Source organism: Moritella sp. F3, from assembly GCF_015082335.1.
GTDB lineage: Bacteria > Pseudomonadota > Gammaproteobacteria > Enterobacterales > Moritellaceae > Moritella.
Map to the genome: position 1 here is coordinate 24,273 of NZ_BLRL01000008.1, position 25,572 is coordinate 49,844.

26 protein-coding genes are annotated in these 25,572 nt (G+C 41.2%); 23 read left to right on the forward strand and 3 right to left on the reverse strand.

From position 1 onward, the window contains the following. Positions 1–36 precede the first annotated feature (36 nt). The 22 genes from flhF to JFU56_RS14295 all read left to right on the forward strand — a co-directional run bounded on the left by flhF (position 37) and on the right by JFU56_RS14295 (position 20,202). The gene (flhF, locus tag JFU56_RS14190) at positions 37–1,533 is read left to right on the forward strand and encodes a flagellar biosynthesis protein FlhF (RefSeq protein WP_198437945.1); all 1,497 of its coding nucleotides are present in this window, start codon (positions 37–39) and stop codon (positions 1,531–1,533) included. Positions 1,534–1,535: 2 nt separating this feature from the next. After that, positions 1,536–2,411: a MinD/ParA family protein gene (locus tag JFU56_RS14195; RefSeq protein ID WP_198437946.1), complete on the forward strand. Its 876-nt coding sequence runs from the start codon at positions 1,536–1,538 to the stop codon at positions 2,409–2,411. A 1-nt stretch (position 2,412) separates the two neighbouring features. Beyond that, positions 2,413–3,138: an RNA polymerase sigma factor FliA gene (locus JFU56_RS14200; protein ID WP_198437947.1), complete on the forward strand. Its 726-nt coding sequence runs from the start codon at positions 2,413–2,415 to the stop codon at positions 3,136–3,138. A 100-nt stretch (positions 3,139–3,238) separates the two neighbouring features. Continuing rightward, a complete protein-coding gene (cheY, locus tag JFU56_RS14205) occupies positions 3,239–3,622 on the forward strand; it encodes a chemotaxis response regulator CheY (RefSeq protein ID WP_019441910.1) in 384 nt (127 codons plus the stop codon). Between the two features lie 12 nt (positions 3,623–3,634). Then, a complete protein-coding gene (locus JFU56_RS14210) occupies positions 3,635–4,384 on the forward strand; it encodes a protein phosphatase CheZ (RefSeq protein ID WP_198437948.1) in 750 nt (249 codons plus the stop codon). 11 nt (positions 4,385–4,395) lie between these two features. Continuing rightward, positions 4,396–6,534, forward strand: a complete 2,139-nt coding sequence (locus JFU56_RS14215; protein WP_198437949.1) for a chemotaxis protein CheA — start codon at positions 4,396–4,398, stop codon at positions 6,532–6,534. Positions 6,535–6,604: 70 nt separating this feature from the next. Continuing rightward, entirely contained in the window at positions 6,605–7,894 is a 1,290-nt protein-coding gene (locus JFU56_RS14220) for a chemotaxis response regulator protein-glutamate methylesterase (RefSeq protein ID WP_198437950.1), read from the forward strand. A gap of 26 nt (positions 7,895–7,920) precedes the next feature. Then, positions 7,921–8,712, forward strand: a complete 792-nt coding sequence (locus JFU56_RS14225; protein WP_198437951.1) for a ParA family protein — start codon at positions 7,921–7,923, stop codon at positions 8,710–8,712. Further along, the gene (locus JFU56_RS14230) at positions 8,705–9,736 is read left to right on the forward strand and encodes a chemotaxis protein CheW (protein WP_198437952.1); all 1,032 of its coding nucleotides are present in this window, start codon (positions 8,705–8,707) and stop codon (positions 9,734–9,736) included. Before JFU56_RS14225 ends, JFU56_RS14230 begins: the two co-directional genes overlap by 8 nt. Before the next feature lie 16 nt (positions 9,737–9,752). Beyond that, complete coding sequence (locus JFU56_RS14235; RefSeq protein WP_198437953.1) at positions 9,753–10,241, forward strand: chemotaxis protein CheW; 489 nt, start codon at positions 9,753–9,755, stop codon at positions 10,239–10,241. A gap of 85 nt (positions 10,242–10,326) precedes the next feature. After that, entirely contained in the window at positions 10,327–10,740 is a 414-nt protein-coding gene (locus tag JFU56_RS14240) for a DUF2802 domain-containing protein (protein WP_198437954.1), read from the forward strand. Between the two features lie 104 nt (positions 10,741–10,844). Next, positions 10,845–11,477 (forward strand): cytochrome c biogenesis heme-transporting ATPase CcmA, encoded by a 633-nt coding sequence (ccmA, locus tag JFU56_RS14245; RefSeq protein ID WP_198437955.1) that lies wholly within the window; start codon positions 10,845–10,847, stop codon positions 11,475–11,477. 1 nt (position 11,478) lies between these two features. Next, positions 11,479–12,147, forward strand: a complete 669-nt coding sequence (ccmB, locus tag JFU56_RS14250) for a heme exporter protein CcmB (RefSeq protein ID WP_198437956.1) — start codon at positions 11,479–11,481, stop codon at positions 12,145–12,147. Positions 12,148–12,245: 98 nt separating this feature from the next. Further along, positions 12,246–12,986 (forward strand): heme ABC transporter permease, encoded by a 741-nt coding sequence (locus JFU56_RS14255; protein WP_198437957.1) that lies wholly within the window; start codon positions 12,246–12,248, stop codon positions 12,984–12,986. Position 12,987: 1 nt separating this feature from the next. Beyond that, the gene (gene ccmD / locus JFU56_RS14260) at positions 12,988–13,194 is read left to right on the forward strand and encodes a heme exporter protein CcmD (RefSeq protein ID WP_198437958.1); all 207 of its coding nucleotides are present in this window, start codon (positions 12,988–12,990) and stop codon (positions 13,192–13,194) included. Beyond that, positions 13,191–13,670, forward strand: a complete 480-nt coding sequence (ccmE, locus tag JFU56_RS14265) for a cytochrome c maturation protein CcmE (RefSeq protein ID WP_198437959.1) — start codon at positions 13,191–13,193, stop codon at positions 13,668–13,670. Before ccmD ends, ccmE begins: the two co-directional genes overlap by 4 nt. A gap of 11 nt (positions 13,671–13,681) precedes the next feature. Then, positions 13,682–15,646 (forward strand): heme lyase CcmF/NrfE family subunit, encoded by a 1,965-nt coding sequence (locus JFU56_RS14270; RefSeq protein ID WP_198437960.1) that lies wholly within the window; start codon positions 13,682–13,684, stop codon positions 15,644–15,646. A 14-nt stretch (positions 15,647–15,660) separates the two neighbouring features. Next, positions 15,661–16,209, forward strand: coding sequence for a DsbE family thiol:disulfide interchange protein (locus JFU56_RS14275; RefSeq protein ID WP_198437961.1), 549 nt, complete (start codon positions 15,661–15,663; stop codon positions 16,207–16,209). A 9-nt stretch (positions 16,210–16,218) separates the two neighbouring features. Next, on the forward strand, positions 16,219–16,686 hold the full coding sequence (locus tag JFU56_RS14280) for a cytochrome c-type biogenesis protein (protein ID WP_198437962.1): 468 nt from the start codon (positions 16,219–16,221) through the stop codon (positions 16,684–16,686). A 1-nt stretch (position 16,687) separates the two neighbouring features. Next, complete coding sequence (ccmI, locus tag JFU56_RS14285; RefSeq protein ID WP_198437963.1) at positions 16,688–17,983, forward strand: c-type cytochrome biogenesis protein CcmI; 1,296 nt, start codon at positions 16,688–16,690, stop codon at positions 17,981–17,983. 211 nt (positions 17,984–18,194) lie between these two features. Beyond that, positions 18,195–18,938, forward strand: a complete 744-nt coding sequence (locus JFU56_RS14290; protein WP_198437964.1) for a hypothetical protein — start codon at positions 18,195–18,197, stop codon at positions 18,936–18,938. A gap of 124 nt (positions 18,939–19,062) precedes the next feature. Then, the gene (locus JFU56_RS14295; protein ID WP_198437965.1) at positions 19,063–20,202 is read left to right on the forward strand and encodes a cupin domain-containing protein; all 1,140 of its coding nucleotides are present in this window, start codon (positions 19,063–19,065) and stop codon (positions 20,200–20,202) included. 214 nt (positions 20,203–20,416) lie between these two features. Here the strand turns inward: JFU56_RS14295 and fusA are convergent, their stop codons facing one another. The 3 genes from fusA to JFU56_RS14310 form a co-directional block, all read right to left on the reverse strand. Further along, positions 20,417–22,504: an elongation factor G gene (gene fusA, locus JFU56_RS14300; RefSeq protein ID WP_198437966.1), complete on the reverse strand. Its 2,088-nt coding sequence runs from the start codon at positions 22,502–22,504 to the stop codon at positions 20,417–20,419. Between the two features lie 237 nt (positions 22,505–22,741). Then, complete coding sequence (locus JFU56_RS14305) at positions 22,742–23,257, reverse strand: DUF3087 family protein (RefSeq protein WP_198437967.1); 516 nt, start codon at positions 23,255–23,257, stop codon at positions 22,742–22,744. 294 nt (positions 23,258–23,551) lie between these two features. Then, complete coding sequence (locus JFU56_RS14310; protein WP_198437968.1) at positions 23,552–24,916, reverse strand: DEAD/DEAH box helicase; 1,365 nt, start codon at positions 24,914–24,916, stop codon at positions 23,552–23,554. 351 nt (positions 24,917–25,267) lie between these two features. On the opposite strand from JFU56_RS14310, the gene JFU56_RS14315 reads away from it, so the two are divergent. After that, complete coding sequence (locus tag JFU56_RS14315; RefSeq protein WP_019441932.1) at positions 25,268–25,474, forward strand: cold-shock protein; 207 nt, start codon at positions 25,268–25,270, stop codon at positions 25,472–25,474. Positions 25,475–25,572: the final 98 nt, after the last annotated feature.

A 25,572-nucleotide genomic window follows, 5' to 3' on the forward strand; every position in this document is an offset into this window, starting at 1 on the left:
TAAATTAAAGTAGCGAACAGTACTAAGGATGATAAGTTGAAAATAAAGCGCTTTTTTGCCAAAGATATGCGAGCGGCATTGGCTGAAGTCAAAGAGGTTCTTGGCCCTGACGCTGTCATTATGTCTAACAAAAAGGTCACCGGTGGCATCGAGATTGTTGCTGCTGTGGATTTCTCTGAAAGTAAACCCGCGGCTCCGGAACCTACTGCGGAAAAAACACCTGCAAAAAATAAGACGAATCGTCAACTTTCTGAAGACTCCGTCAATTTATCGGCATCTAAATTTAGTTTCAAAAATTTAATGACGAATGAAATGTCACAGCAAGCTGAACCCGAGAAAGTGACCGGGCCTACGGATTCATTAGCAAGTTTATTGGCACGTCAGCAAGAACATAAACAGCAGATGTCTCAAGCCATTAGTAATGAAGACCGCGGCGGTGAAGAAAGTAGTTGGGATACCAGTTTTTTAAAGAAACCCGTCCCTCGACGTTTCGCTGAAGCGCCAAAGTCTGCGCCTGGCACACTCGCAGAGCAGAATGAAATGCGTGATGGTATGGCGAAGAAGCCACAGCAAAATGGTTATAAACAGTTTGAGCCAAGTGCGCCGAAAGTTGATAACCAACAAGACATTAGCGCAATGAAAGCAGAACTTGCTTCCATACGTCAATTGCTTGAACATCAAGTCTCAGGCTTGCAGTGGCAGGAAGTTGAACGTAACGAACCTATTCGTGCTATGTTGATCAAGCATTTGGTTAAAATTGGTTTTGCAGAAGAAATTGCAGACCAGTTGGCAAATTGTGTCGCTGAAAATTGCTCAATAGAGTCTGCGTGGGATCAAATACAAGCGCTATTGATAGACAATGTTTTGATTGCACAAGATGATATTTTAAGTAAAGGTGGCGCTGTTGCTTTAGTGGGCCCCACGGGTGTCGGCAAAACGACAACAATCGCCAAACTAGCGGCAAAATTTGCCATGTTGCATGGTTCAGATAATGTTGCACTGATCACAACTGATACATATCGTATCGGCGCTCACGAACAATTAGCGACTTATGGCCGTATAATGGGCTGTACCGTCAAGGTTGCACGTGATGATGCGGAATTGGCACAATACTTGTATCAGTTACGTAGTAAGCGATTAGTTTTGATTGACACTGCTGGTATGGGTCAACGTGATACGCGTTTATCTGAACAGTTAAAGACATTAGTTAATAATGAAAAAGTCGTGATTCGTAACTATTTAGTTGTTCCTGCAACCGCACAGCGTAGGGTAGTACAAGAAACACTAGAGCATTTTCACCACATTCCATTATCGGGTTGTATTCTAAGTAAAGTGGATGAAAGTTTAAGCCTCGGTGAGATTTTAAGTGTGTTGATACAGCACCAACTACCGATTGCCTATATTACTAATGGGCAAAGAGTACCTGAAGATATAGATTCAGCGAATGCTCAGCAATTAGTTCGAACTGTACTCAATAGAGATACTCTCGAAGAGCAAAACGATACGCATTTTTGGTTAGGCGATGATAAATAGTAATGAATAAAAATATTTTTTTCGATCAAGCAAGTGGTCTAAGACAAATGAGTAATAACAAAAAAGTTAAAGTTATTGCCGTTTCAGGTGGTAAAGGTGGCGTAGGTAAAACCAACGTAACACTGAACATGGCAGTAGCACTCGCGGCCCAAGGCAAGCGAGTTATGGTTTTAGATGCCGATCTTGGATTGGCAAACGTCGATGTTTTACTCGGCTTACGTGTACATAAAAATATCTCTCATGTGATATCGGGAGAATGTACATTAGATGATATTTTGATTGAAGGGCCAAATGGCATTTTGATCGCACCTGCGACATCAGGTACACGTTCGATGGTTGAGTTATCGATGCAAGAGCATGCCGGTTTAATCCGCGCCTTTGGCGAACTCAAGACACCGATTGATGTGTTGTTAGTTGATACTGCTGCTGGTATCTCGGACATGGTATTAAGTTTTTGCCGTGCTTCACAAGATATTCTGATGGTGGTGTGTGATGAACCAACATCGATTACTGATGCGTACGCGTTAATTAAATTGTTATCTAAAGAACACGGTGTCCACAAATTTAAAATTGTCGCCAATATGGTGCGCAGTTTACGTGAAGGCCAAGAATTATTTACTAAGTTGACACGTGTTACCGACCGATTTTTAGATGCAACATTAGAACTTGTTGCTTGTATTCCGTTTGATAACAGTGTTCGTCAAGCTGTACGTAAACAAAAAGTGGTTGTCGAGGCGTTTCCAAAAGCACCTGCAGCACTCGCGTTTAGAGCGTTGGCAAGTAAAGCTGCTACTTGGCCTGTTCCGAATAAAGTCGGTGGTCATTTAGAGTTTTTCATTGAGAACCTGTTTGAGAACAAAGCCAGGGTAGAAGATTGAAGTGAATAAGGCATCCCCTTACACTAGCATCCAGTCGCAACAGAATCAGGCGGTTGAGCAATTCGGTTTCTTAGTTAAACGAATTGCCCATCACTTGCTACTTCGTTTGCCGCCGAGTGTTCAGTTAGATGATTTAATCCAATCAGGAATGATTGGGTTACTGGATGCTGCGCGCAATTTTGATGGCTCTAAAGGTGCTAGTTTTGAAACGTATGCGGGTATTCGTATTCGTGGCTCAATGATTGATGAAATGAGACGTGGAGACTGGGTTCCTCGATCTGTGCATAAAAATGGCCGCGATATTGCGTCGGCTATTGATCGTATCGAGAAGCAAACGGGAACGGATGCTAAAGATACCGATGTTGCTGTAGAATTAGGCATTAGCCTGACTGACTACCATAGTATGTTGATGGATGTTAACAGTGGGCATATATTGGCGGTCGAGGATCTGACTGCAAATAATGAAGACGCTTATTCGGCTTATGAAGGTAAATCAAGTAGCCCTTGTACAGACTTTTCTGACCAGCGTTTTCAACAAGCACTAGCGAATTGCATTAAAACATTACCGGAAAGAGAAAGCTTAGTTTTATCGCTTTATTACGATGAAGAGTTAAACCTAAGAGAGATCGGGGAAGTGTTGAGTGTCAGTGAATCTAGAGTAAGTCAAATTCACAGCCAAGCAATGCATCGTGTTAAAGCGCGAATGCACGCTTGGTTGGATGATTAAGTTTAATTGGTACTGTTTATTTAGTACCTCAGTATTGAAGTAATATATTTATAGGAATCAGGGCCTGTACATATTGTAATTACTTATTTTGGAGAGCAACTTGAAAAAGCAAATTAAAATTCTTATTGTCGACGATTTTTCTACGATGAGACGTATCATTAAGAACTTATTACGTGATCTTGGTTTTAACAACACCTATGAAGCTGATGATGGCAATACAGCCTTACCTATGCTGAAAAATGGCGACTATGACTTTGTTGTTACCGATTGGAACATGCCGGGCATGCAAGGTATTGATCTGCTTAAAGAGATCCGTAAAGATCAAGCACTTTGCCACATACCAGTATTAATGGTTACAGCTGAAGCGAAACGTGAGCAGATTATCGAAGCTGCACAATCAGGTGTGAACGGTTACATTATTAAACCATTTACAGCTGCGACGTTAAAAGAAAAGTTAGAGAAGATTTTCGAACGAATTCAATAGGCAAGGATGCGCATGAGTGAACAACAAGAATCATTGATTTCATTAGAAAAGGCTAAAGAATTGGTTGCGCTGTTAGAGTGTGACCAGATAGAAAAGGCCAATGAAATCATTATTGATATTCAGAATGAAAGTTCAGATGCACTATTTGAAAAAGTAGGTGTGCTAACTCGCCAATTGCATGATTCATTAGAAGACTTCCAATTAGATACGCGTATTGAAAGTTTCGCTAATGATGAATTTCCGGATGCTAGAGAGCGTTTAAATTACGTTATTGAGATGACGGATAAAGCGGCAAACCGCACGATGGATGCTGTGGAAGCTTGCTTACCGATTGCGGATAGTTTCAATGATCGTATCCAACAAGTGATGCCAAATTGGAAGAGCTTGATGAGTCGTGATTTGCAACTTGGTCAATTTAAAGAACTTTGTAAATTATTAGATGATTTTCTTCAAGTTTCAGTCTCTGATGCCGATAGTTTAAGACAGTACTTAACTGAAATTCTAATGGCACAAGATTTCCAAGACTTAACAGGTCAAATGATCCGTCGCGTGATTAATCTAGTGCAAGAAGTTGAAGTTAAATTAGTTGAAATGTTGACTATGTTTGGTGAAGCAGCAAAACCGCTAAACAAATCAACAGAGCAACCTAAAGAAATAAGTGGCATTGAGGCAGAAGGTCCGATCATGAACGCGAGTGAACGTGTTGATGTGGTAGACGGCCAAAATGATGTTGATGATTTATTGTCAAGTTTAGGATTTTAAGGGAGATATTGATGAGCTTTGATGTTGATGAAGATATTCTACAGGACTTCCTGATAGAAGCATCTGAAATTCTGGAGCTACTCTCTGAGCAACTCGTTGATTTAGAAAAAAGCCCAGAAGACTCAGAATTGCTGAATGCAATCTTTAGGGGTTTCCATACAGTTAAAGGTGGCGCTGGATTTTTAGCATTATCAGAACTTGTTGATATATGCCACGGTGCAGAAAACGTATTTGATAGCCTACGTAATGGCCTTCGAGCGGTAACACCTGAATTAATGGATGTGATTCTTAAATCATTGGATTGTGTAAACGAAATGTTTGTATTAATTCAACAGAGAGAACCTCTTACTGCAGCTGACCCTGCATTAATTCATCAACTCAATGTGCTTACTCAACCCGAATCTGCACCAAAAGCTGTTGTTGAACCTATGGTTCAAGCACCTGTTGTTGCACAAGTGTCGACGCCAATCACAGCGAGTAGCAGTGATATTGATGGTATGTCAGAACTCGAATTTGAACAATTACTTGATGAATTACATGGTCAAGGTGGGGCGCCTAGCGCTGTCAATGTAGAAGCAAGCAAACCAGCTCCTGCTGTGATGCCTATCAGTTCAAATTCAGACTTTACTGATGATGAATTTGAAAAACTACTTGATGACTTACACGGTGTTGGTCAGCATAGTATTGCAACGCCAACGCCAACGCCAACGCCAACGCCAACAGTAGCAAGTAATAGCACTGCAGATCTCAATGATGATGATTTCGAAAATCTTCTTGATGAGCTATACGGTAAAGGTAATGCGCCAAGTGCAGTTGCTGCGCCGGTGTCTGCACCTGCTGTTAAAGCTGAAATTGCAACATCTACGGCCGTAGCAACACCTGTTGCGCCCGTTGTAAAGACTGCTCCAGAAAAAGCACCTGTTGCGAAAGCAAGTGAGGCAGCGGCGAAAGCTGATAAAAAAGCGAAACCACAAGCGGATTCAACTGTCCGGGTTGATACTCGAACATTAGATGAAATCATGAATATGGTGGGCGAGCTAGTGCTTGTTCGTAACCGTTTAGTGAGCTTAGGTATTTCATCGAATGATGAAGACATGACAAAAGCTGTGTCTAATCTTGATGTCGTTACTGCCGATTTACAAGGCGCGGTAATGAAAACTCGGATGCAACCAATCAAAAAAGTGTTTGGTCGTTTCCCTCGAGTTGTACGTGATTTAGCACGTACTTTAGCGAAAGACATTAATCTTGAATTAATTGGTGAAGAAACAGATTTAGATAAGAATTTAGTGGAAGCACTTGCTGATCCCCTGGTTCACTTAGTGAGAAACTCGGTGGATCACGGTATTGAAATGCCGGACGTACGTGAAAAAAATGGTAAACCTCGACAAGGTAATATTACCTTGTCAGCCTCACAAGAAGGTGACCATATTAGTTTGAAAATCGTTGATGATGGCGCCGGTATGGATGCTGAACGATTAAAACAAATTGCAATTGACCGTGGTGTGCTTGACGCTGATTCTGCCGCACGTATTTCGGATAATGAAGCATACAACCTTATTTTTGCACCGGGTTTCTCAACTAAAGATCAGATTTCTGATATCTCTGGTCGTGGTGTGGGTATGGATGTTGTTAAGACTGGTATTAGTAAGCTTAATGGTACTATTTCGATTGATTCGAACCTGGGTACAGGTACGACAATCTTTATTAAAGTGCCGCTAACACTGGCTATTCTACCAACCTTGATGGTTGAAGTTGGTAAGCAGATCTTCGCGTTACCATTAACAAGTGTGAATGAAATATTCCATCTTGATCTAAATAAGACTCACGTTGTGGATAACCAACTGACGATTATCGTCAGAGAAAAAGCGATACCGTTATTCTATCTACATGATTGGTTAACTAAAATGGACCCACAAGCTGGGGCTCGTAATGAGCGTGGATTAGGTCATGTTGTTATTGTGCAATTAGGCCTGAAACAGGTTGGTTTCGTCGTTGATAGCCTGATCGGTCAAGAAGAAGTTGTGATTAAAGCGTTAGATAACTTATTACAAGGTACACCAGGCATGGCCGGGGCAACAATCACCAGTGATGGTGGTATTGCGTTGATTTTAGATATTCCAAGTCTCTTAAATCATTACGCAAAACGTTAATTTGTTGATGCAGGGGGCAACCCCTGTGTGCTTTTACATTGATGTAGACATATTGAAGTAGATAGATTAGATGAAAATAAAGGTTTTAGTCGTTGATGACTCTAGTTTTTTCAGACGTAGAGTAAGTGAAATCATTAATGCAGATCCAGAAATGGAAGTTATTGATACAGCTATAAATGGCGAAGAGGCTATTACTAAAGCAAAGTCGTTACGTCCGGATGTGATCACTATGGATATTGAAATGCCAGTACTTGATGGTATTTCTGCTGTAAAAGTGATCATGAAAGAGAATCCAACACCAATTTTAATGTTTTCGTCATTGACGCATCAAGGTGCTAAGTCAACGCTGGAAGCTTTAGAGGCTGGAGCCGCTAACTTTTTGCCGAAGAAATTTGAAGATATTGCCAAAGACAAAGCAGAAGCGGTTAAATTATTACAACAAAATATTAAAGAAATTAGTAAGCGACGCAGTGTATTAAGAACACCACGTGCAATAAATACGACGGCAACGCATGCAGCGCCTGTAAGAGGTTCAATCCCGACGTCAACGCGCAGTAACACTATTAATAGCAGTACTGCTAACAAGTCGATTATGCCGAGCAGCGCCACTAATCATAGCGCAACTGATAGCCGTATTAATAAGCCGACCCTTGCACGCCATGGTACGGATGCGAATCGTTTAAATACGTTAGATTCTCGTCATACGCATCATGTTGATAATAGCCCGTCTGAATCGCGAGCATTACCAACTGCAAGTCGCTTGGCCAAACGTGCATCAGGTAAAAAATACGCGTTGTTGGCAATCGGTTCTTCGACTGGTGGCCCCGTCGCACTACAAAACGTACTTACACCTTTACGTCAGAACTTCCCGCTCCCTATTTTATTGATACAACATATGCCGGCTACATTTACTTCGGCGTTTGCAGCGCGATTAAATACCTTATGCCAAATTAAGGTAAAAGAAGCGCAGCATGGTGACCGTTTACTGCCTGGCGTTGCTTATTTAGCACCTGGTGGCAAGCAAGTATTAATCGAAAGTAAAGCCGGTGGTTTAACGTTAAAAGTAATGGAAAGCCCAGAAGGCATTAATTATAAACCGAGTGTCGACATTACCTTTGGCTCTGCAGCTAAGTCATATCGCGATAAAGTGTTAGCGGTAGTACTAACTGGTATGGGGGCCGATGGTCGAGAAGGCGCTAAATTACTTAAACAACATGGCAGTACAATATGGGCGCAAGATGCACAATCTTGTGTTGTATATGGTATGCCGCAAGCAATTGTGAATGCCGGATTAGCCGATGAGCAAATTAACCTGCTACAAATAGCAGAGCGCATTAATATTGAAGTCGGTTGTCGATAAAGACACGCAGAGAAGGTAGGTTAAAGTTGAACGTTTGGACTGTTGCTAATCAAAAGGGTGGGGTTGGAAAAACAACCACTGCTATTACACTGGCCGGTTTACTGGCAGAGCAAGGACAGCGCGTATTATTAATTGATACGGATCCTCACGCATCATTAACCAGCTATCTTAATTATGACAGTGATGACTTAACGATTGGGCTATTTGATCTTTTTGTTGCGCCTACGCTTGATGCTGAATTAGTACATAACGCGACGATAGAAACGCCTTACAACGGTATTAACTTATTACCAGCGACAATGGCATTAGCGACGTTGGATAGAACACTCGGTCACCGTGATGGCATGGGACTGATACTTAAAAATATCATCAGCTTAGTCGTTGATGATTATGATTTTGTCCTGATTGATTGTCCACCCGTATTGGGCGTTATGATGGTTAATGCATTGGCAAGTAGTGATCGTATCTTAGTACCTGTGCAAACTGAATTTTTAGCATTAAAAGGCTTAGACCGTATGGTTAAAACTTTTGAAATCATGCAGCGCAGTTGTGCGAATACATTTCAGTATACAGTGATCCCGACTATGTTTGACCGCCGCACTAAAGCATCACTGGTATCGCTACAGACATTGCAACAAAACTACAGTCAGCATGTTTGGCGTGCTGTGATCCCTGTAGATACACAATTTAGAAATGCCAGCTTAAAACATATGCCGCCTTCTATGTACTCACGTAGTAGCCGCGGTGTTGCTGCCTATGGCGCATTATTGCAAGACTTGTTGGCAAGCGAGAAACAACAGGAACGATTGTATGGATAAGAAGCAAATACATGCTGCGTTAGATGATTATTTTACATCTATGTTATCTGTGCCTGTTGTGGAAGACGCACCAAAGGTAAGCCTTGAAACTGTACATGTTGATACAAAGCACGTTGATACAGGTCTCGTTGATATAGCGCAGCTTGATAGCACAATTGCTGACGTTGGCACACAATTACAACACGAATTACAGCCGGTATTGAGTGACGTTGCTGTTGCAGTCATGAGTGAGTTTAAAATACCGGAGCCTGATGGTTCTGGCAGTATTAGCGACTTAGACCAGTTGCTAGGCTCTGTGGTTGATATCGACTTAGCTGATATGGATTTATCCGTGCTAGATGCTCCACATAGTGGCGCAGACACTGACGCGATTATTGATACGACTGTCTCGGCAGATATTACGGTTGCTCGCACTGAAGAATCGTTAATACCAGAAATCAGGGAAGTTGAGCGTGAGGTCGTTGAAGATATCGCCGTGACTGATACCAGTATCAGTCACGCTGAAGATAACACGGTCCTTGATTCGGCATCAGAAACGGCATTAGAGGCTGACGAAGAGCCTGCGGTAGAATGGAAAAATATTGAATTAGAAGAACGCTTTCAAGCTTTGTTTTTTGAGGTCGCAGGGGTTACTTTTGCTGTACCACTAACAGAACTTGGCGGCATTCATCAAGCCGATACGGTGAACAGCTTATTTGGCAAACCGGATTGGTATTTAGGCATCATGCAACACCGAGAACAAAAATTGAGTGTTGTTGATACGGCTCAATGGGTTATGCCTGAACAAAACATGGGTGAGATAGATTATAAATATCAAATCCAACTTAGCGAATCAAATTGGGTACTAGGCTGTGAAAAGCTGCATGGTACTGAAACTTTAAATCGTATGGATATTAAATGGCGAAGTACAGCTGGTAGTCGACCTTGGTTAGCTGGCATGGTTAAGTCACGTATGTGCGTATTATTACACGTAACCGAAATGATTAAATTGCTGGATAATGGCATCAATATTCATGGGCAATAGTAGAAGGAAATAAAACATGAGTCAGTCTCGAAACCTAGTGGAAAATGTAGCTGAAGATGAAGTACTGCAATGGGTTACATTCAAGTTAGAGAATGAAGTCTACGGCGTTAACGTAATGCAAGTTCAAGAAGTATTACGTTATACCGAAATTGCTCCTGTACCGGGCGCGCCAAACTACGTGATCGGTATCATTAATTTACGCGGCAATGTCGTGACAGTGATTGATACACGTGTACGTTTTGGTTTAATGCCATCAGAAGTGAGTGAAAATTCACGTATCGTTATCATTGAAGCTGAAAAGCAAGTGATCGGTATTCTAGTTGATGGCGTTGCAGAAGTGGTATATCTACGTTCTTCAGAAATTGATATGGCACCAAATGTAGGCACTGATGAAAGCGCTAAGTTTATCCAAGGTGTATCAAACCGCGAAGGTGAGTTACTTATCCTTGTTGATTTGAATAAGTTTTTAAGTGATGATGAATGGGACGAATTAAGCGGTTTATAAGCTTAATCACTCTTTCTATCTAGAAAAGCACTGTAATGATTGTTACAGTGCTTTTTTTAATTGCTATTTTATTGAAGGATTCAATATGCTTGCTTTAATTTTGTCTGGTGCTGCGCTCACGGTCGCGATTGCTGCGGTGATTGGTTGCGCTGTATTATTTCGTAAGTTAACTAAATTACAGGCAACGCATAGTTTATTACTCAAAGATTTGTCCAAATCAAGAGACTCTCTGCAAAAGCGACTCATTGAACTGAGCACCTCTAATATTAACCTTGGGGGCGCAATCCAAGGTGTCGCATCGGAATTACAGCAAACTAAATTCCAACAAGACGAAATGAAAGAAGAGATGACGACACAAGATCAACAAGACCCTGATAGTCGATTTTATACTAGGGCGGTCAAGTTGGTTGAACTTGGCGCTACGCTAGAAGAGATTATGCGTGAGTGCGAACTACCACGTGCTGAAGCCGAATTATTACTTAATTTCCATAAAAAATAACATTTAATCCTAATAATTGACCGCTTAATTGATGTTGCTTAATTATGCTTAAAGCTGGAATATGTTAATATTCTTACAGGTTGATGCTGGAAGTATAAAAAAATATGTTAGAAGTCGTTAATTTAAGCTGTATACGCGAAGATACCGTGTTATTTTCTGATCTTAGTTTCACTGTATCGAAAGGTGAAATAATCCAAATTGAAGGCCCCAACGGCGTAGGTAAAACGAGCTTATTACGTTTATTAGCGGGACTCTCTTCACCTGCAGATGGCCATATTCTTTGGCAGAACATTGATACTTTAGACGATCGTGAAAGTTACCATCAAGATTTACTCTACCTTGGTCATTTACCTGGGGTAAAAGCAGAGTTGACCGCTTTCGAAAACCTATTTTTCTACCATGCCATGCACGCTCCCGTCGCTAAAGATAAAATTTGGGAAGCGCTTGCACAAGTTGGCCTCGCTGGTTATGAAGACCAACTTGCTTGTCATCTTTCTGCTGGCCAGCAACGTCGTATTGCCTTAGCACGCTTGTGGTTATCTGAACAGAAACTCTGGATCTTAGATGAGCCGTTTACTGCGATTGATAAAAATGGTGTGAAAGTATTAGAGAATTTATTCTTAGCACATGCTGACAATGGTGGCAGCGTAATATTAACGACGCATCAAGATCTACAGTTTTCAGCAGGGCGATTACGTAAGATCATATTAACCCGTCAACACTTAACTGAGTATTAATATGTTTGCTGTTTTTATGCAGGTGATTAAACGAGAACTCATTACCGCTTTTCGCCGTAAATCAGATATTTTAAACCCTCTGTGGTTTTTCATTATCGTCATCACGCTTTTCCCATTAGGTATTGGACCAGAGCCAAACCTGTTATTACGCATCGCTCCAGGGGTTATTTGGGTTGCGGCACTATTATCGGCGCTCTTATCTATGGAACGTTTGTTTCGCGATGATTTCCTTGATGGTTCATTAGAGCAACTGATGTTGACAACGACGCCATTGGGCGTAATTGTGACGGCGAAAGTCGTGGCGCATTGGCTATTAACGGGTGTACCAATTCTGCTTGTTTCGCCTTTATTAGCCGTGTTTCTATCATTAGATGCAAATACTTTTATGGCGACGTTTATTACTTTGTTACTTGGTACCCCAGTACTTAGCTTTGTCGGCGCTATTGGCGTAGCGCTAACAGTTGGCTTACGTAAGGGGGGAGTATTATTAAGTTTATTGATTTTACCGTTATTTATTCCCGTGTTGATTTTTGCGACGAGTGCGATTGATGCAGCAAGCTTTGGAGTGCCGTATGCAGGCCCTGTCGCTATACTTGGTGCTATGTTGGTTGCATCGGTTACTTTATCACCGTTTGCTATAGCTGCATCATTGCGAGTTAGTCTGAGTTAAATTGTTAGTTAAAGCTTTTAATTAAAGAAAAGTAAAGTTAGTTTCAATCACTGTTTAGGTTCATATAATTGAGCCGTTATTAATGTAGAGAGTTTACTATGTGGAAATGGCTGCATCCTTATGCAAAACCAGAAAAAAGTTATAACCTAGCCGGTAAAATGCTGCCTTGGTTTGCAATTTTTAGTGCTATCTCACTAACAATCGGCATGGTTTGGGGCTTTGTATTCGCGCCCGCTGATTATCAACAAGGCGATAGCTTCCGAATCATCTATCTACACGTACCTGCTGCATCACTCTCCATGGGGGCTTATTTAAGCATGGCAATTGCTGCGTTTATTGGTCTAGTATGGCAGTTAAAAATGGCTGATATGGCGGTTGCTGCCATCGCACCGATTGGCGCAGTCTTTACTGCAATTGCATTATTTACGGGTGCTGTATGGGGTAAGCCTATGTGGGGTGCTTGGTGGGTATGGGATGCACGTTTAACATCTGAACTTATCTTATTATTTTTATATCTTGGCGTTATTGCTATTTATGGCGCGTTTAGCGACAAACTGCTTGCTGGCCGTGCTGCTGGTATTCTTGCGTTAGTCGGTGTGATTAACTTACCAATTATTCATTACTCTGTGGAGTGGTGGAACACATTACATCAAAAAGCCACGATTAGTAAATTCGATAAACCGTCAATGGATACCGATATGCTGTGGCCTTTACTGATTAACTTATTAGGCTTCGGTTTACTGTTTGGTACCTTAACTTTGATGCGTTTTAGAAATGAATTAATTACCCGTGAGTCGCATAGACCTTGGGTGAAAAAATTATTTATCGAGGACAAGTAACATGCAATTTGATAGCTTTTCAGCTTTTCTAGCAATGGGTGGTTATGGTTTTTATGTCTGGCTAGCAGTGGCTTTCAGTCTGCTGACATTAGGCTCATTAACGATTACTACGATTGTCAAACGTCGCCAAATCATTCATGAAATTAAAAATAAGCATCAGCGTATTGAACGTATGCGTGCTGCTGAAAAAATGGAGAATACGCTGTGAATCCCAGACGTAAAAAACGCTTATCGATAGCGCTGGTTATTATTATTGGCTTAGGTAGCATGACAGGCCTTGTGCTTTATGCTTTAAAACAGAACATTGATTTATTTTACACACCAAGCCAACTTGTTGAAGGTTTAGGCGAAGATAAAATCAAACCAGAGGTTGGTCAGCGTTTACGTATTGGTGGCTTAGTTATGCCTGGTACCGTTAAGCGTAATATGGACGATCTTAAGGTTAGTTTTGTATTGAGCGATGACCAAGGCGGCTTAGTGACATTAGAATACGAAGGTATCTTGCCAGATCTATTCCGTGAAGGGCAAGGTATTGTGGCGCAGGGTGTATTAAAGTCAGCGAATGTGATTGCTGCATCTGAAGTACTTGCGAAACATGATGAAGAATATATGCCACCCGAAGTTGCTGAAGCAATTAAAGGTATTAAGCATATGAAACCAGAATACGGAAACGAAACCAAATAAGGTAGTTTACAATGATCCCTGAGATTGGACATTTTAGTTTAATTGTCGCAACGGCTTTGTCGTTCTTGCTGGCAATTTATCCACTGATAGGCGCAAAGATTAATCATCCAGGTATGATTAACAGCGCTAAACCATTAGCCATTATGCAATTCTTACTAATGACGTTGTCATTTGTAGTATTGGCTTACGCATTTGCGACGGATGACTTTTCTGTCGGTTATGTCGCGACTAATTCTAATTCATTATTACCATTGCGATATAAAATATCTGCAGTATGGGGTGGTCATGAAGGCTCTCTACTATTGTGGTCTTTAACCCTCGCGATTTGGACTGCTGCCGTTGCAGTATTCAGCCGTGGTATTCCTAAGGTTGCGCTCGCTCGCGTACTGTCAGTAATGGGGATGATCGCGATTGGTTTTAACTTGTTTATCTTGTTAACGTCGAATCCGTTTGATCGTACCTTACCTTATTTACCCCTTGACGGTAATGACTTAAATCCATTGCTGCAAGACGTTGGTTTGATTTTCCATCCGCCAATGCTGTACATGGGTTATGTTGGTTTCTCTGTCGCGTTTGCTTTTGCTATTGCTGCATTGATGGCTGGTCGTCTTGATTCGGCATGGGCGCGTTGGTCACGTCCTTGGACACTTGTTGCTTGGGTATTCTTAACTGCTGGTATCGCACTCGGTAGTTGGTGGGCTTATTATGAACTCGGCTGGGGCGGTTGGTGGTTCTGGGATCCAGTAGAGAACTCATCATTTATGCCTTGGCTTGCCGGTACGGCGTTGATTCACTCATTAGCGGTTAGTGAGAAACGTGGCGTATTCAAATCATGGACTGTGTTGCTTTCTATCTCAGCATTCAGTTTGAGTCTATTAGGTACCTTCTTAGTTCGTTCTGGCGTACTGGTATCTGTGCATGCGTTTGCCTCAGATCCTGCACGTGGTTTGTTTATTTTAGCCTTCTTAATTGCGGTTGTTGGTGGTTCATTACTACTTTATGCAGTGAAAGGTTCAGAGATTAAGAGTCGTGGCAAATACGGCCTATTTTCTCGTGAAACCTTCTTGTTAATTAATAATGTATTGTTAATTGCAGCATTACTCGTTGTATTAATTGGTACCTTGTTACCGCTAGTACATAAAGAGTTAGGCATGGGCTCGATTTCAATCGGTGTACCATTCTTTAATAATATCTTCTTCTACATCATGATCCCGTTTGCTATTGCCTTAGGCGTTGCACCGTTATTACGTTGGAAGAAACAAGAAGCTGACTTACGTCCGTTGTTTATCCAGTTAGCAGTAATTGCTGTAGCGAGTATCGTATTAGCGGTAGCACTACCTGCAATCTTTGCGGATAAAATTAAAATTGTTGCAGTTGTTGGTTTTGCATTAGCATTCTGGGTCATTATTACCAGCTTGTTAGAAGTGTATATTCGTGCCTCGCATCGTCATAGCTTTGCTACGGGTGTAACCAAATTAGGTCGTAGTCATTGGGCTATGGTACTTGGTCACATTGGTTTAGCAATGATGCTGATTGGTATCTCTGCAACCCAGAATTACAAAATCGAAAAAGACTTACGTATGCTACCGGGAGATGAAGTTGTCTTTGCAGATTACTTATTCGAATTCGAACGCATTGGTGAAGCTAATGGCTCGAACTACGAAGGTTATAAAGCGGTATTTAATATCAGTAAAGACGGTAAGTTTGAAACTGTTATGCATGCAGAAAAACGCAGCTACTTTGCACAACGTAGTATGCCAATGACTGAAGCCGCAATTGACTGGGGCGTAACGCGTGACCTTTACATTGCACTTGGCGAACAACTTGCTGATGACTCGTGGGCAGTTCGTATTTATTACGAACCCTTCATTCGTTTTATCTGGTGGGGTGGTTTAGTTATGTCGATTGGTGGTTTACTCGCTGTATCTGATCGCCGTTATCGTTTTGTGAATAAAGGTGCTGCGAAAGCGCAATAATTAGGATAAGCATAATGACTAATGATGTGAAAAAAAAGAAACAGCTTATGACACGACTAGTACCCTTAATTGTATTTTTATGCGTGTCTATTTTCCTTTACATCGGCTTATTTCGTGACGCTACCGTATTGGAGTCGACCTTTATCGGTCGACCAGTACCTGAGTTTGCATTAAACGATTTAGTTGAACCTGAACTACAACATGATAAAAGTGTGTTATCAGGCAAGCCTATGTTGTTAAATGTCTGGGCTACGTGGTGCCCAACATGTTACGCCGAGCATAAATACTTAAATGAACTTGCTGAAGACGGTGTTTACATTGTTGGCATGAATTACAAAGACGAGCGTACGAAAGCATTGCGCTGGCTAGAAGAGTTAGATAACCCATATAAGATCAGTCTTTATGATCCTGATGGTATGCTAGGGCTTGATCTCGGTGTTTACGGTGCACCTGAAACTTTCTTCATCGACAGCAAAGGCATTATTCAATATAAGCACGTGGGTGACATTAATCCGCGTAATTGGAATAGTGAATTAAAAGCTGTTTATGAGCAGCTTAAATAAGGACTTAACATGAGAAAATTATTCGTATTAATGACTTTTATGCTGAGTTTCAATGTCGCAGCTGTTATTGATGTTTATGACTTTGATAACGCTGAGCAAGAGGCATTGTTTAGAACATTAACGGCAGAGCTACGTTGCCCTAAATGTCAAAATAATAACCTTGCTGATTCAAATGCGTCACTGGCAAAAGATATGCGTACAAAAACATATCATATGGTTGTTGCAGGTAAAACAGAAGACCAAATTGTTGATTATTGGATTGATCGATTTGGTAACTTCGTACTTTATAAGCCGCCAGTAACCTTAGGCACTGCCATTTTATGGGTTGGCCCTGGTTTGTTTGTATTATTTGGTGGTCTTATCATTGTTCGTAACAGTCGTCGTAAAGTCAGCGTTGCCGCTGATGATCGCGATGAAGAGTTATCGAGTGCGGAAAAAGCCCGTTTGGCCAAAATTTTAAAGGATAGCGAGAAATAGCATGTTGTTATTTTGGATAGTAAGTATTGTATTGGTTATTGCTGCCGCGCTGGCATTTGTTATCCCGGTTACGGGTGACAACAAATTAACTGGTGCGACACGAGACCAGTTAAACAAAGACCTATATAAAAGTCGTATCAGTGAGTTAGCTGACGATGAAGATCAAGGTTTGTTAGATAAAAGCGCAGAGTTTATTGATGAAATGCAACGTGGTCTATTGGATGACGTTGTTGACGAGAAAGCGGCAAAAGTAAGTACTGCGAGCTCGCCATTCATCTGGCTTGCGGGTGTGGTATTCTTAGTTGTTTTCTCTGTGTCTGTTTATCTGACGTTGGGTGCACGTGACCAAGTAGCAAACTGGGAAGATGTGTATTCACGCTTACCAGAGCTCACTAATCGTGTGATGAATGATGGTGATAAAGTCACAGATCAAGAGATCTCTGACTTTAAACTGGCGTTGACGACTAAGATGGTCGCTGAACCAGATAATGAATTTGGTTGGTTATTACTGGGCCGCTTAAACGTTGCTTTGGGTGATTCAAATGCAGCATTCATTGCGATGGATCGTGCTTATAAACTAGCGCCGATGAATACATCAATCGTGACCGGTTATGCACAAGCATTAATGCTGAGTGATGATCCTGACAAGAATAATCTTGCACGTAAGATATTGATGGAGCTGAAACAAGAAAAACCAGGTGATATTGAAGTGCTTTCTACGTCTGCATTTATGGCGTTAGAGAATCAAGATTACCTTGGCGCAATTGAGCAATGGCAACGTATGTTACCGTTACTTGCTGGTCAGCCAGATCGTTTGCAAATGATTGAAGGTAGTATTGAATACGCTCGAAAACAGATTGCAGCGAAAAATGGTTCTGCACCTGTTGCCAATCATGCGGAATCATCAGTTGATAGTCGTCCTGTTGCAACAAGTACAGAAACGAGTACTGCGACAAGTGACGTAGTTACGGGTAATGAGCAAGTGACGATCACGATTACTGCTGACCAAGCTGAAATGAAAGGTTACTTGTATGTTTACGTGAAAGCCGCTGCCGGCCCTAAAGCGCCGCTTGCAGTTAAACGTATCATGGACCCAACGTTCCCATTAACGATCACTTTATCTGATAGTGATGCAATGATGGCGCAAATGAAGATGTCGCAATTCCCATCGATTAAAGTCAGCGCTAAGCTTTCTCAAGATTCAGATGTGACAACGAAAGAAGATGACATCAACTCTAATATTGTGACGCTTAATGAAGGCGATGCTCGTGCAGTGACGCTTAACTTGAGTCGTTAACTTGTTCAGGTAGTTGCCTATATAGCAATGCCTTATTAGTGTTTGTTAATCAGCCCCGCGGAAATTATTTATATAATATCCACGGGGTTTTTTAGTATCTGTTATCTGGTTTTTTAAATTAAACACAGACAAAAATGTTTATGATGAAATATCCAAAAATACCAAGCTGCACGTCGGTAAAAATACGTTAAGCAGCATTGAGGAGTTGTGAGTGTTAAAAGTAAGAGTGAACATTGCAGAGAAGCAAGCGAAGAAGCTAATTTTTGATCTGGTGAAGTACAGCGATCACTCAAATCGAGAGTTGACTGATGGCCTAAAAAATAAAATCATCGAGCAGTGGTTCGAGGAGAATAAATATCCCTTTAAGCGTTTAGTCTCAGACACCCGAAACTGGGGTTATACGGTGCCATTTGTCGAGAATACCATGGATAGCAAGGTCTACATCAGCGGGGAAGGCATTCTCAATGTGAACGATTACCAAGGTGAGTTTGACTCTGCGCTGGCATATCGTGACGTAACGATTAACAATGCCGACATCGCAGCGTGTTATGCAGCGTACTATGCGTGCATTACCAAGTTGTTCGACTCTTTAACGTCATATTTATCGGTTAAAGCCGAGTCTTATGACATTGATAATGCAAACAAGAGCGTATCTCTAGAAGACAAAATCAGCCAATGGGTACCTATATTCACAGCGGGTAAAGCGTTAGATATGAACAACAAGTCTTGGACGCTGTTTACTGCACAATTGGCTGAGTGTCATGCACTTGTTAGCAATCCGGCACTTGTAACGGATGGTTTATCAGCGACGCAACTTGCTGCTAAAGTGAATGACTTGCGTGGTGGCATTATTAGCATCATGTATGAATTGCATGTATTACTGAACGATGAAATCAAATCTCAGTTAATTAGGGCTGTCTACTTTCCTGATGCTTATGTATCCGCAGCTGCTTAGCTTTTGTTTCTAATCAAAAGTAATTTAAATAGCCTTGTAGCAATAATATCTATAGGGCTTTTTTTGTTGCTATTATTGCGAAAATACCTATGATACGCGCTCTATTCTTTAATTCGGGTTATATATGTATAAATTAAATCTTGATCTTGATGATTTCATGCAAAATTATTGGCAGAAAAAACCACTGTTGATTAAAGCGGGATTCAAGGATTTTGTCGATCCGATTAGCCCGGATGAAATTGCTGGTTTAGCAATGGAAGAAGAAATCACATCGCGCATGGTATGGCGTGAAGAAGACAAGTGGCAGGCTGCATGTGGTCCTTTCACTGAGTTTGAACGTATGGAACAAGATGGTTCTGCTATCTTAGTACAAGCGATCAACCATTGGCATGAACCTTCGGCTGAATTAGCCAATACCTTTAACTTCATTCCAAGCTGGCGCTTTGATGACTTAATGGTTTCTTATAGTACTGATACAGGTGGCGTAGGTCCGCATGTAGACCGTTATTGTGTATTCATTATTCAAGGCCTAGGCAAGCGTCATTGGCGTGTTGGTGCTCAGGATATGAATCCTCAAGAGTTCGCAGCGAACGGCGCATTGAAGCACTGTGAAGCGTTTGACGCGGTGATTGATACAGTATTAGAACCAGGTGATATCTTATATATTCCACCTTATGCACCGCATGAAGGTTATGCTGTTGGCGAAGCGATTAACTACTCTGTTGGTTTCCGCGCGCAAGATCAAAAAGAACTGTTAAACGATTTTGGTGATTACTTATTACAACAAGAAAAAGAGTTTGTTCGTTATAGCGACCCTAAATTACAACCACGTGCAGAACATGGCTCAATCGAAGCAAGCGAAGTGCAAGGTTTAACAGACATCATGACATCATTAATGGCTGATAAAAGCGTCATGCATGATTTCCTTGGCCGTCATTACAGTGAATCTGCACACGAGCTAGATTTAGTTGTACCAGAAGGTGGTTACATCGCCGATTACGCGATCGTTGTTGATGAAATCGGTATGGAATCTTATCTGCGTAAAGTGAATGGTCTAAAGACATTATACTTCCCTGAAATGCCAACGAGCTGCTTCATTGATGGCGAGCGTTATGACTTTGATGCGAGTATTGCGGCAAGCGTACAAACGCTATGTAACACGACGGAGCAGTCTGCTAAAGAACTTGAAGTATTAATGAAAGATAAAGCATTTGGTCAGCAATTGATTGAATGGGTTAACCTGGGTTACTGGCATTTTGAGTAACGGTTAATACGTTGTTAGTGTGAGTTAATAGCACAATAGATAGCACTAAGGCTTGATGGTCTTGGTGCTTTTTTTTGTCTGTAATTTAGAAGATGTACACTGAAGCTTTAGGGTTAAGTCTTAATAGAATCACGGAGTTTTGGGGTTTTTCAGGCAAAAAATAACCCCAGCTATTTGCATAACTGGGGTTAGAAGATTAACTAAAAATAATTACTTATTTTTTAGCGTTTTCTTCTTTAACTTTAGCGATAACGCCTTCAGCAACGTTAGCTGGACAAGGGTTGTAGTGTGAGAACTCCATAGAGAACTGACCACGACCAGATGTCATTGTACGTAATGAACCGATGTAACCAAACATTTCTGAAAGAGGTACGTCAGCTTTAATACGAACACCAGTGTTACCAGCGTCTTGACCAGCGATCATACCACGACGACGGTTAAGGTCACCAATAACGTCACCAACGTGATCGTCTGGCGTGAATACGTCAACTTTCATGATTGGTTCGATTAACTGTGCGCCAGCTTTCGGGATAGACTGACGGAATGCGCCACGACCAGCAAGTTCGAATGCAACTGCTGATGAATCCACTGCGTGGAAGCCACCATCGTATAATTCGATTTCAACGTCTAGTACTGGGAAGCCAGCTAGAACACCTGTTTCCATCAAGCTCTTGAAACCTTTCTCAACAGCAGGGAAGAATTCTTTAGGTACGTTACCACCAACAACAGTTGATGTGAATACGAAACCAGAACCTGGTTCGCCTGGCTTGATACGGTAATCGATCTTACCGAATTGACCACTACCACCAGATTGTTTCTTATGCGTGTAGCTATCTTCAATTGCTTGAGTAATAGTTTCACGGTAAGCAACCTGAGGAGCACCAACAACTAGATCAACGCCGTATGTACGCTTAAGGATATCAACCTTAATGTCTAGGTGAAGTTCACCCATACCAGAAAGGATTGTTTCGCCTGAATCTTGGTCAGTTTCAACTTTGAAAGTTGGATCTTCAGCAACCATTTTACCGATCGCAATACCCATTTTCTCAGTAGAACCTTTATCTTTTGGTGTTACAGAGATAGAGATTACTGGTTCTGGGAATACCATAGCTTCTAGGATGATTGGATCTTTCGGATCACATAAAGTGTGACCAGTTTGAACGTTACCTTTCATACCTACGATTGCAATGATGTCACCAGCTTGAGCGCTAGTTAATTCGTTACGATCATCAGCTTGCATTTCACACATACGACCAACACGCTCAGTTTTACCTGTAGCAGCGTTAAGAATAGTATCACCTTTCTTCAGTGTACCTGAGTAGATACGAACGAAAGTAAGTGCACCGAAACGGTCATCAGAGATTTTGAATGCTAGCGCTTTGAAAGTTTCTTCAGTTGAAACAAGTGCAAATTTACCAGTTGGTTCGCCTTCTTCATCCGTAAGCGGTTGAGGATCAACGTCCGTTGGGCTAGGTAGGTAATCTACTACAGCGTCAAGAATTAGTTGCATACCTTTATTCTTGAATGCTGAACCACAGTAAGTTGGGAAGAAGTCCATTGTACGTGTACCTTTACGGATACAACGTTTGATTTCTTCAATAGAAGGTTCGTTACCTTCCATGTAAGCTTCCATTAGGTCGTCGTCTTGCTCTACAGCAGTTTCAACTAGCATTTCACGGTATTCTTCTACTTTATCAGCCATGTCCGCAGGAACATCTGTGATTTCGTAGTTTTCTGGAAGACCAGTTTCATCCCAAACGTATGCTTTACGAGTTAGAAGGTCAACAACACCAACGAAATCGTCTTCGATACCGATTGGTAGAACCATAACTAGTGGGTTAGCATCTAGTACGTCTTGAGTTTGCTTAACAACACGGTAAAAATCAGCACCCATACGGTCTAATTTGTTTACGAAGATGATACGTGCAACTTCTGAGTCATTCGCATAACGCCAGTTAGTTTCTGATTGTGGTTCAACACCACCAGAACCACAAAATACACCGATACCGCCGTCAAGTACTTTAAGTGAACGGTAAACTTCAACTGTGAAATCAACGTGTCCAGGAGTATCAATAACGTTAAAACGGTGATTGTTCCAGAAGCAAGTTACAGCTGCTGATTGGATAGTAATACCGCGCTCAGCTTCCTGTTCCATGAAATCTGTTGTTGATTCGCCGTCATGTACTTCACCAGTTTTGTGAATTTGACCAGTAAGTTTTAGGATACGTTCAGTTGTTGTTGTTTTACCAGCATCAACGTGAGCGAAGATCCCGATATTTCTGTATTTTGATAAATCAGCCATTATGTTCTCTATAATTTATTTATTTAAAGATTCGCGCGGAGTATATCACGTTTTTTTGAGAACAAAAAAGAGCTAGCTGACTATAAGCTAGCATTTAAGCTGTTTTTTCTCATTTCTATTTAATTAATCTAGATTAAGGTGATGAAAATCGGATCTTCGGTGGATTTATCGAGGTTTTATTCTAAAAACAGGCGCAATTATAGCCGCGCCTGCTTTTTAATATTCATCAATATACGATTAAAATTGTTTTAAAAGGTCTGAATTGTAGTCGTCAACGGAAATTGTTAAGTTCTGTGCAGTGATTAGACTGTCTAGCTTGGCTATATCTGCCGTTAAAGCTTCCATTGTCAATGTGTTGTTATCTAGATTATATTGCTGTTTCGATGCGGCGTAATAGTAATGCAGGATAGTGATCGCGTCTATATTGGTATTATCGCTATTTGCTAACGCTGTTTTGATATGATGGAGCTTACGGTAAATCTTGTTATTCGCTTGTTTTAGCTCCCAAACATACATGACTTCAATTAAATAAGGGTGGCGACGTACAAGGTTAAATACGACGAGTAAGCTGATGACACCGAAGACTACACCCGCTAAATTGAGCTTAAAGTTATTGCCATCGGCAGCGGCAAAAAAGTGAATTAAAATTTGACCATAAACTAAGGCAAAAAAGATTAAAACGGCAGTCGCAACGACGCTCGCCATGTTTAAATGTTTACGGTAACGCACTTTGTCTATCTGTTGTAATTTCATTTACTCTTCGCTCTTTAATGATGAGTGAATATACTAACAAATAAGCGCATGAATAATAATGTTAACCACGGATAAAATGATTAAATAAATGTAAATTTATTGGCGATAACTTGAAGGGAATGTGTAATTTGGAGTGGTTGATGTAATGAATGATAACAGCGCAATAAGCGCATTGTCTTCATATGTAAAGACAATGCGCATAGGAGCATTTATAGACAAATGCTGATTTACTATAAACAAACACTTGGTTGTACTAAGAACTTAGTTACATTAGTGCTTGTTATAGAGAAATCCTTACGCGTTGCTGCTGCTCTTTGGTGTTGAACCAGCAGGGCGACGACGGTTGCCTTTATTCGCTGATGGGTTTGCTGCTGGAGCTGTTGCACTACGTTGGCCTGTGTGACGACGGTTTTTACTTGCCGGTTTGTGGCCACGTGAATTTTCAGCTGAACGTTGACCGTCTTGATGCTCTTTCTTTGGTTTTTTCGCTTTTGGTGGACGGATACCCGGTGTAGTCGGGAATGAATCCATTGGTGCAAAACCGTCAACAACAACACGCTCAAGGTGTTTTTGGGTTAACTGCTCAATTGCAACAAGTTCTTTCATTTCGTCCTGACAAACTAATGAGATTGCAGTACCTTCAGCGCCAGCACGACCTGTACGACCAATACGGTGAACATAATCTTCAGGTACGTTTGGTAATTCGAAGTTAACCACTTGTGGTAGTTGTTCGATATCGATACCACGAGCGGCAATATCAGTTGCAATAAGTGCTCTTACTTCACCCGATTTGAAGTTTGCTAGTGCTTTAGTACGTGCACTTTGGCTCTTGTTACCGTGAATTGCTGCAGCATTGATGCCTTGCTCTTCTAAGTGTTTAGTTAATTTGTTCGCACCGTGTTTAGTTTTGGTAAATACCAATACTTGCTTCCAGTTATTCTCTTTAATCAAATGTGTTAATAACAGTGGTTTTTTCTTCTTATCAACAGGGTGCATCCATTGTTCAACTGATTTAGCCGCTGCGTTACGTGGTGTTACTGAAATTTCAACGGGATCGTTGATCAAGCCTTTAGCAAGCTGGCGAATATCATCAGAGAACGTTGCTGAGAATAGTAAGTTTTGGCGTTTTCTTGGTAATACCGCAAGTACTTTACGAATATCACGCAAGAAACCCATATCTAACATGCGGTCAGCTTCATCTAATACCAATATTTCTAATTGGTGAAAGCGAATTGCGTTTTGGTTATATAGATCGAGTAAACGACCTGGAGTCGCAACTAAGATATCAACACCACGACGTAGACGCGCCATTTGTGGGTTAATTTTAACGCCACCAAATACCACTGTTGACGTTAAGTTCAAATGCTTACTATATACTTCAACGTTTTCTGCAATCTGTGCTGCAAGTTCACGCGTTGGCGTTAAGATCAACGTACGTGCTTGATTAGCACGTGGGCGTGGGCCTTGGCTTAGTTTTTCTAAAATAGGTAGAGTAAAACCAGCTGTTTTACCTGTCCCTGTTTGTGCCGCAGCCATTACATCCCTACCTGACAGTACAGCTGGAATCGCTTGCGCTTGAATTGCCGATGGTGTGTCGTAGCCTTTTTCTGCTACAGCTTTTAGGATTGGAGCGGATAAACCGAGGTCGGTAAAACTCATATAGTGTCTCTTTATTTATGTGATTGCTATTTATGTGCTACTACTATCTGCAACTACTCTGCGCGACGAGCATGCGCTAGTGCTAAGTATAACAGCGGTGCTGCAGGGTACATGATAGGTTGATGAAGTGCAAACTAGATAATTATAGCTAACTTATCTACTTTTATTAGAAATAACCTTGTTGACACTAAATTGGAAGTCTATATAATTAGCCGCAGCTTTAAGGTTAGTTTTATGAATGAATTCCATTTCGAAGTTTTTAGTACCTCGTCCTGTTTGATCATAAGTAAGTAGTAACACTTCCAGCAACACCCGGCATTTGCCACTTATAATTACAAATAGGATTCTATTATGTCTAAAATCATGGGTACAGTAAAATGGTTCAACGAAACTAAAGGTTTCGGTTTCATTCAACAAGAAAACGGCCCTGACGTGTTTGCTCACTTCAGCGCTATCGAAAGTGACGGTTTCCGTACACTTTTAGAAAACCAAAAAGTTGAATTCAACGTTACTGATGGCCAAAAAGGTCCTCAAGCGGAAAACATCGTAGTACTTTAATTCTTTGAATTAATAGTCACTAAGATTGTTTAACTTAAATGAATTGATGATAAATCGAAACGTTTAAGTATAAAGGGCATGTTCTTCGGAGCTTGCCC

Coding starts and splice junctions, on each gene's coding strand:
- JFU56_RS14195 (WP_198437946.1), top strand. CDS start 1,536: ATGAATAAAAATATTTTTTTCGATCAAGCAAGTGGTCTAAGACAAATG.
- JFU56_RS14210 (WP_198437948.1), top strand. CDS start 3,635: ATGAGTGAACAACAAGAATCATTGATTTCATTAGAAAAGGCTAAAGAA.
- JFU56_RS14215 (WP_198437949.1), top strand. CDS start 4,396: ATGAGCTTTGATGTTGATGAAGATATTCTACAGGACTTCCTGATAGAA.
- JFU56_RS14220 (WP_198437950.1), top strand. CDS start 6,605: ATGAAAATAAAGGTTTTAGTCGTTGATGACTCTAGTTTTTTCAGACGT.
- JFU56_RS14230 (WP_198437952.1), top strand. CDS start 8,705: ATGGATAAGAAGCAAATACATGCTGCGTTAGATGATTATTTTACATCT.
- JFU56_RS14235 (WP_198437953.1), top strand. CDS start 9,753: ATGAGTCAGTCTCGAAACCTAGTGGAAAATGTAGCTGAAGATGAAGTA.
- JFU56_RS14240 (WP_198437954.1), top strand. CDS start 10,327: ATGCTTGCTTTAATTTTGTCTGGTGCTGCGCTCACGGTCGCGATTGCT.
- ccmA (WP_198437955.1), top strand. CDS start 10,845: ATGTTAGAAGTCGTTAATTTAAGCTGTATACGCGAAGATACCGTGTTA.
- ccmB (WP_198437956.1), top strand. CDS start 11,479: ATGTTTGCTGTTTTTATGCAGGTGATTAAACGAGAACTCATTACCGCT.
- JFU56_RS14255 (WP_198437957.1), top strand. CDS start 12,246: ATGTGGAAATGGCTGCATCCTTATGCAAAACCAGAAAAAAGTTATAAC.
- ccmD (WP_198437958.1), top strand. CDS start 12,988: ATGCAATTTGATAGCTTTTCAGCTTTTCTAGCAATGGGTGGTTATGGT.
- JFU56_RS14270 (WP_198437960.1), top strand. CDS start 13,682: ATGATCCCTGAGATTGGACATTTTAGTTTAATTGTCGCAACGGCTTTG.
- JFU56_RS14275 (WP_198437961.1), top strand. CDS start 15,661: ATGACTAATGATGTGAAAAAAAAGAAACAGCTTATGACACGACTAGTA.
- JFU56_RS14280 (WP_198437962.1), top strand. CDS start 16,219: ATGAGAAAATTATTCGTATTAATGACTTTTATGCTGAGTTTCAATGTC.
- ccmI (WP_198437963.1), top strand. CDS start 16,688: ATGTTGTTATTTTGGATAGTAAGTATTGTATTGGTTATTGCTGCCGCG.
- JFU56_RS14295 (WP_198437965.1), top strand. CDS start 19,063: ATGTATAAATTAAATCTTGATCTTGATGATTTCATGCAAAATTATTGG.
- fusA (WP_198437966.1), bottom strand. CDS start 22,504: ATGGCTGATTTATCAAAATACAGAAATATCGGGATCTTCGCTCACGTT.
- JFU56_RS14305 (WP_198437967.1), bottom strand. CDS start 23,257: ATGAAATTACAACAGATAGACAAAGTGCGTTACCGTAAACATTTAAAC.
- JFU56_RS14310 (WP_198437968.1), bottom strand. CDS start 24,916: ATGAGTTTTACCGACCTCGGTTTATCCGCTCCAATCCTAAAAGCTGTA.
- JFU56_RS14315 (WP_019441932.1), top strand. CDS start 25,268: ATGTCTAAAATCATGGGTACAGTAAAATGGTTCAACGAAACTAAAGGT.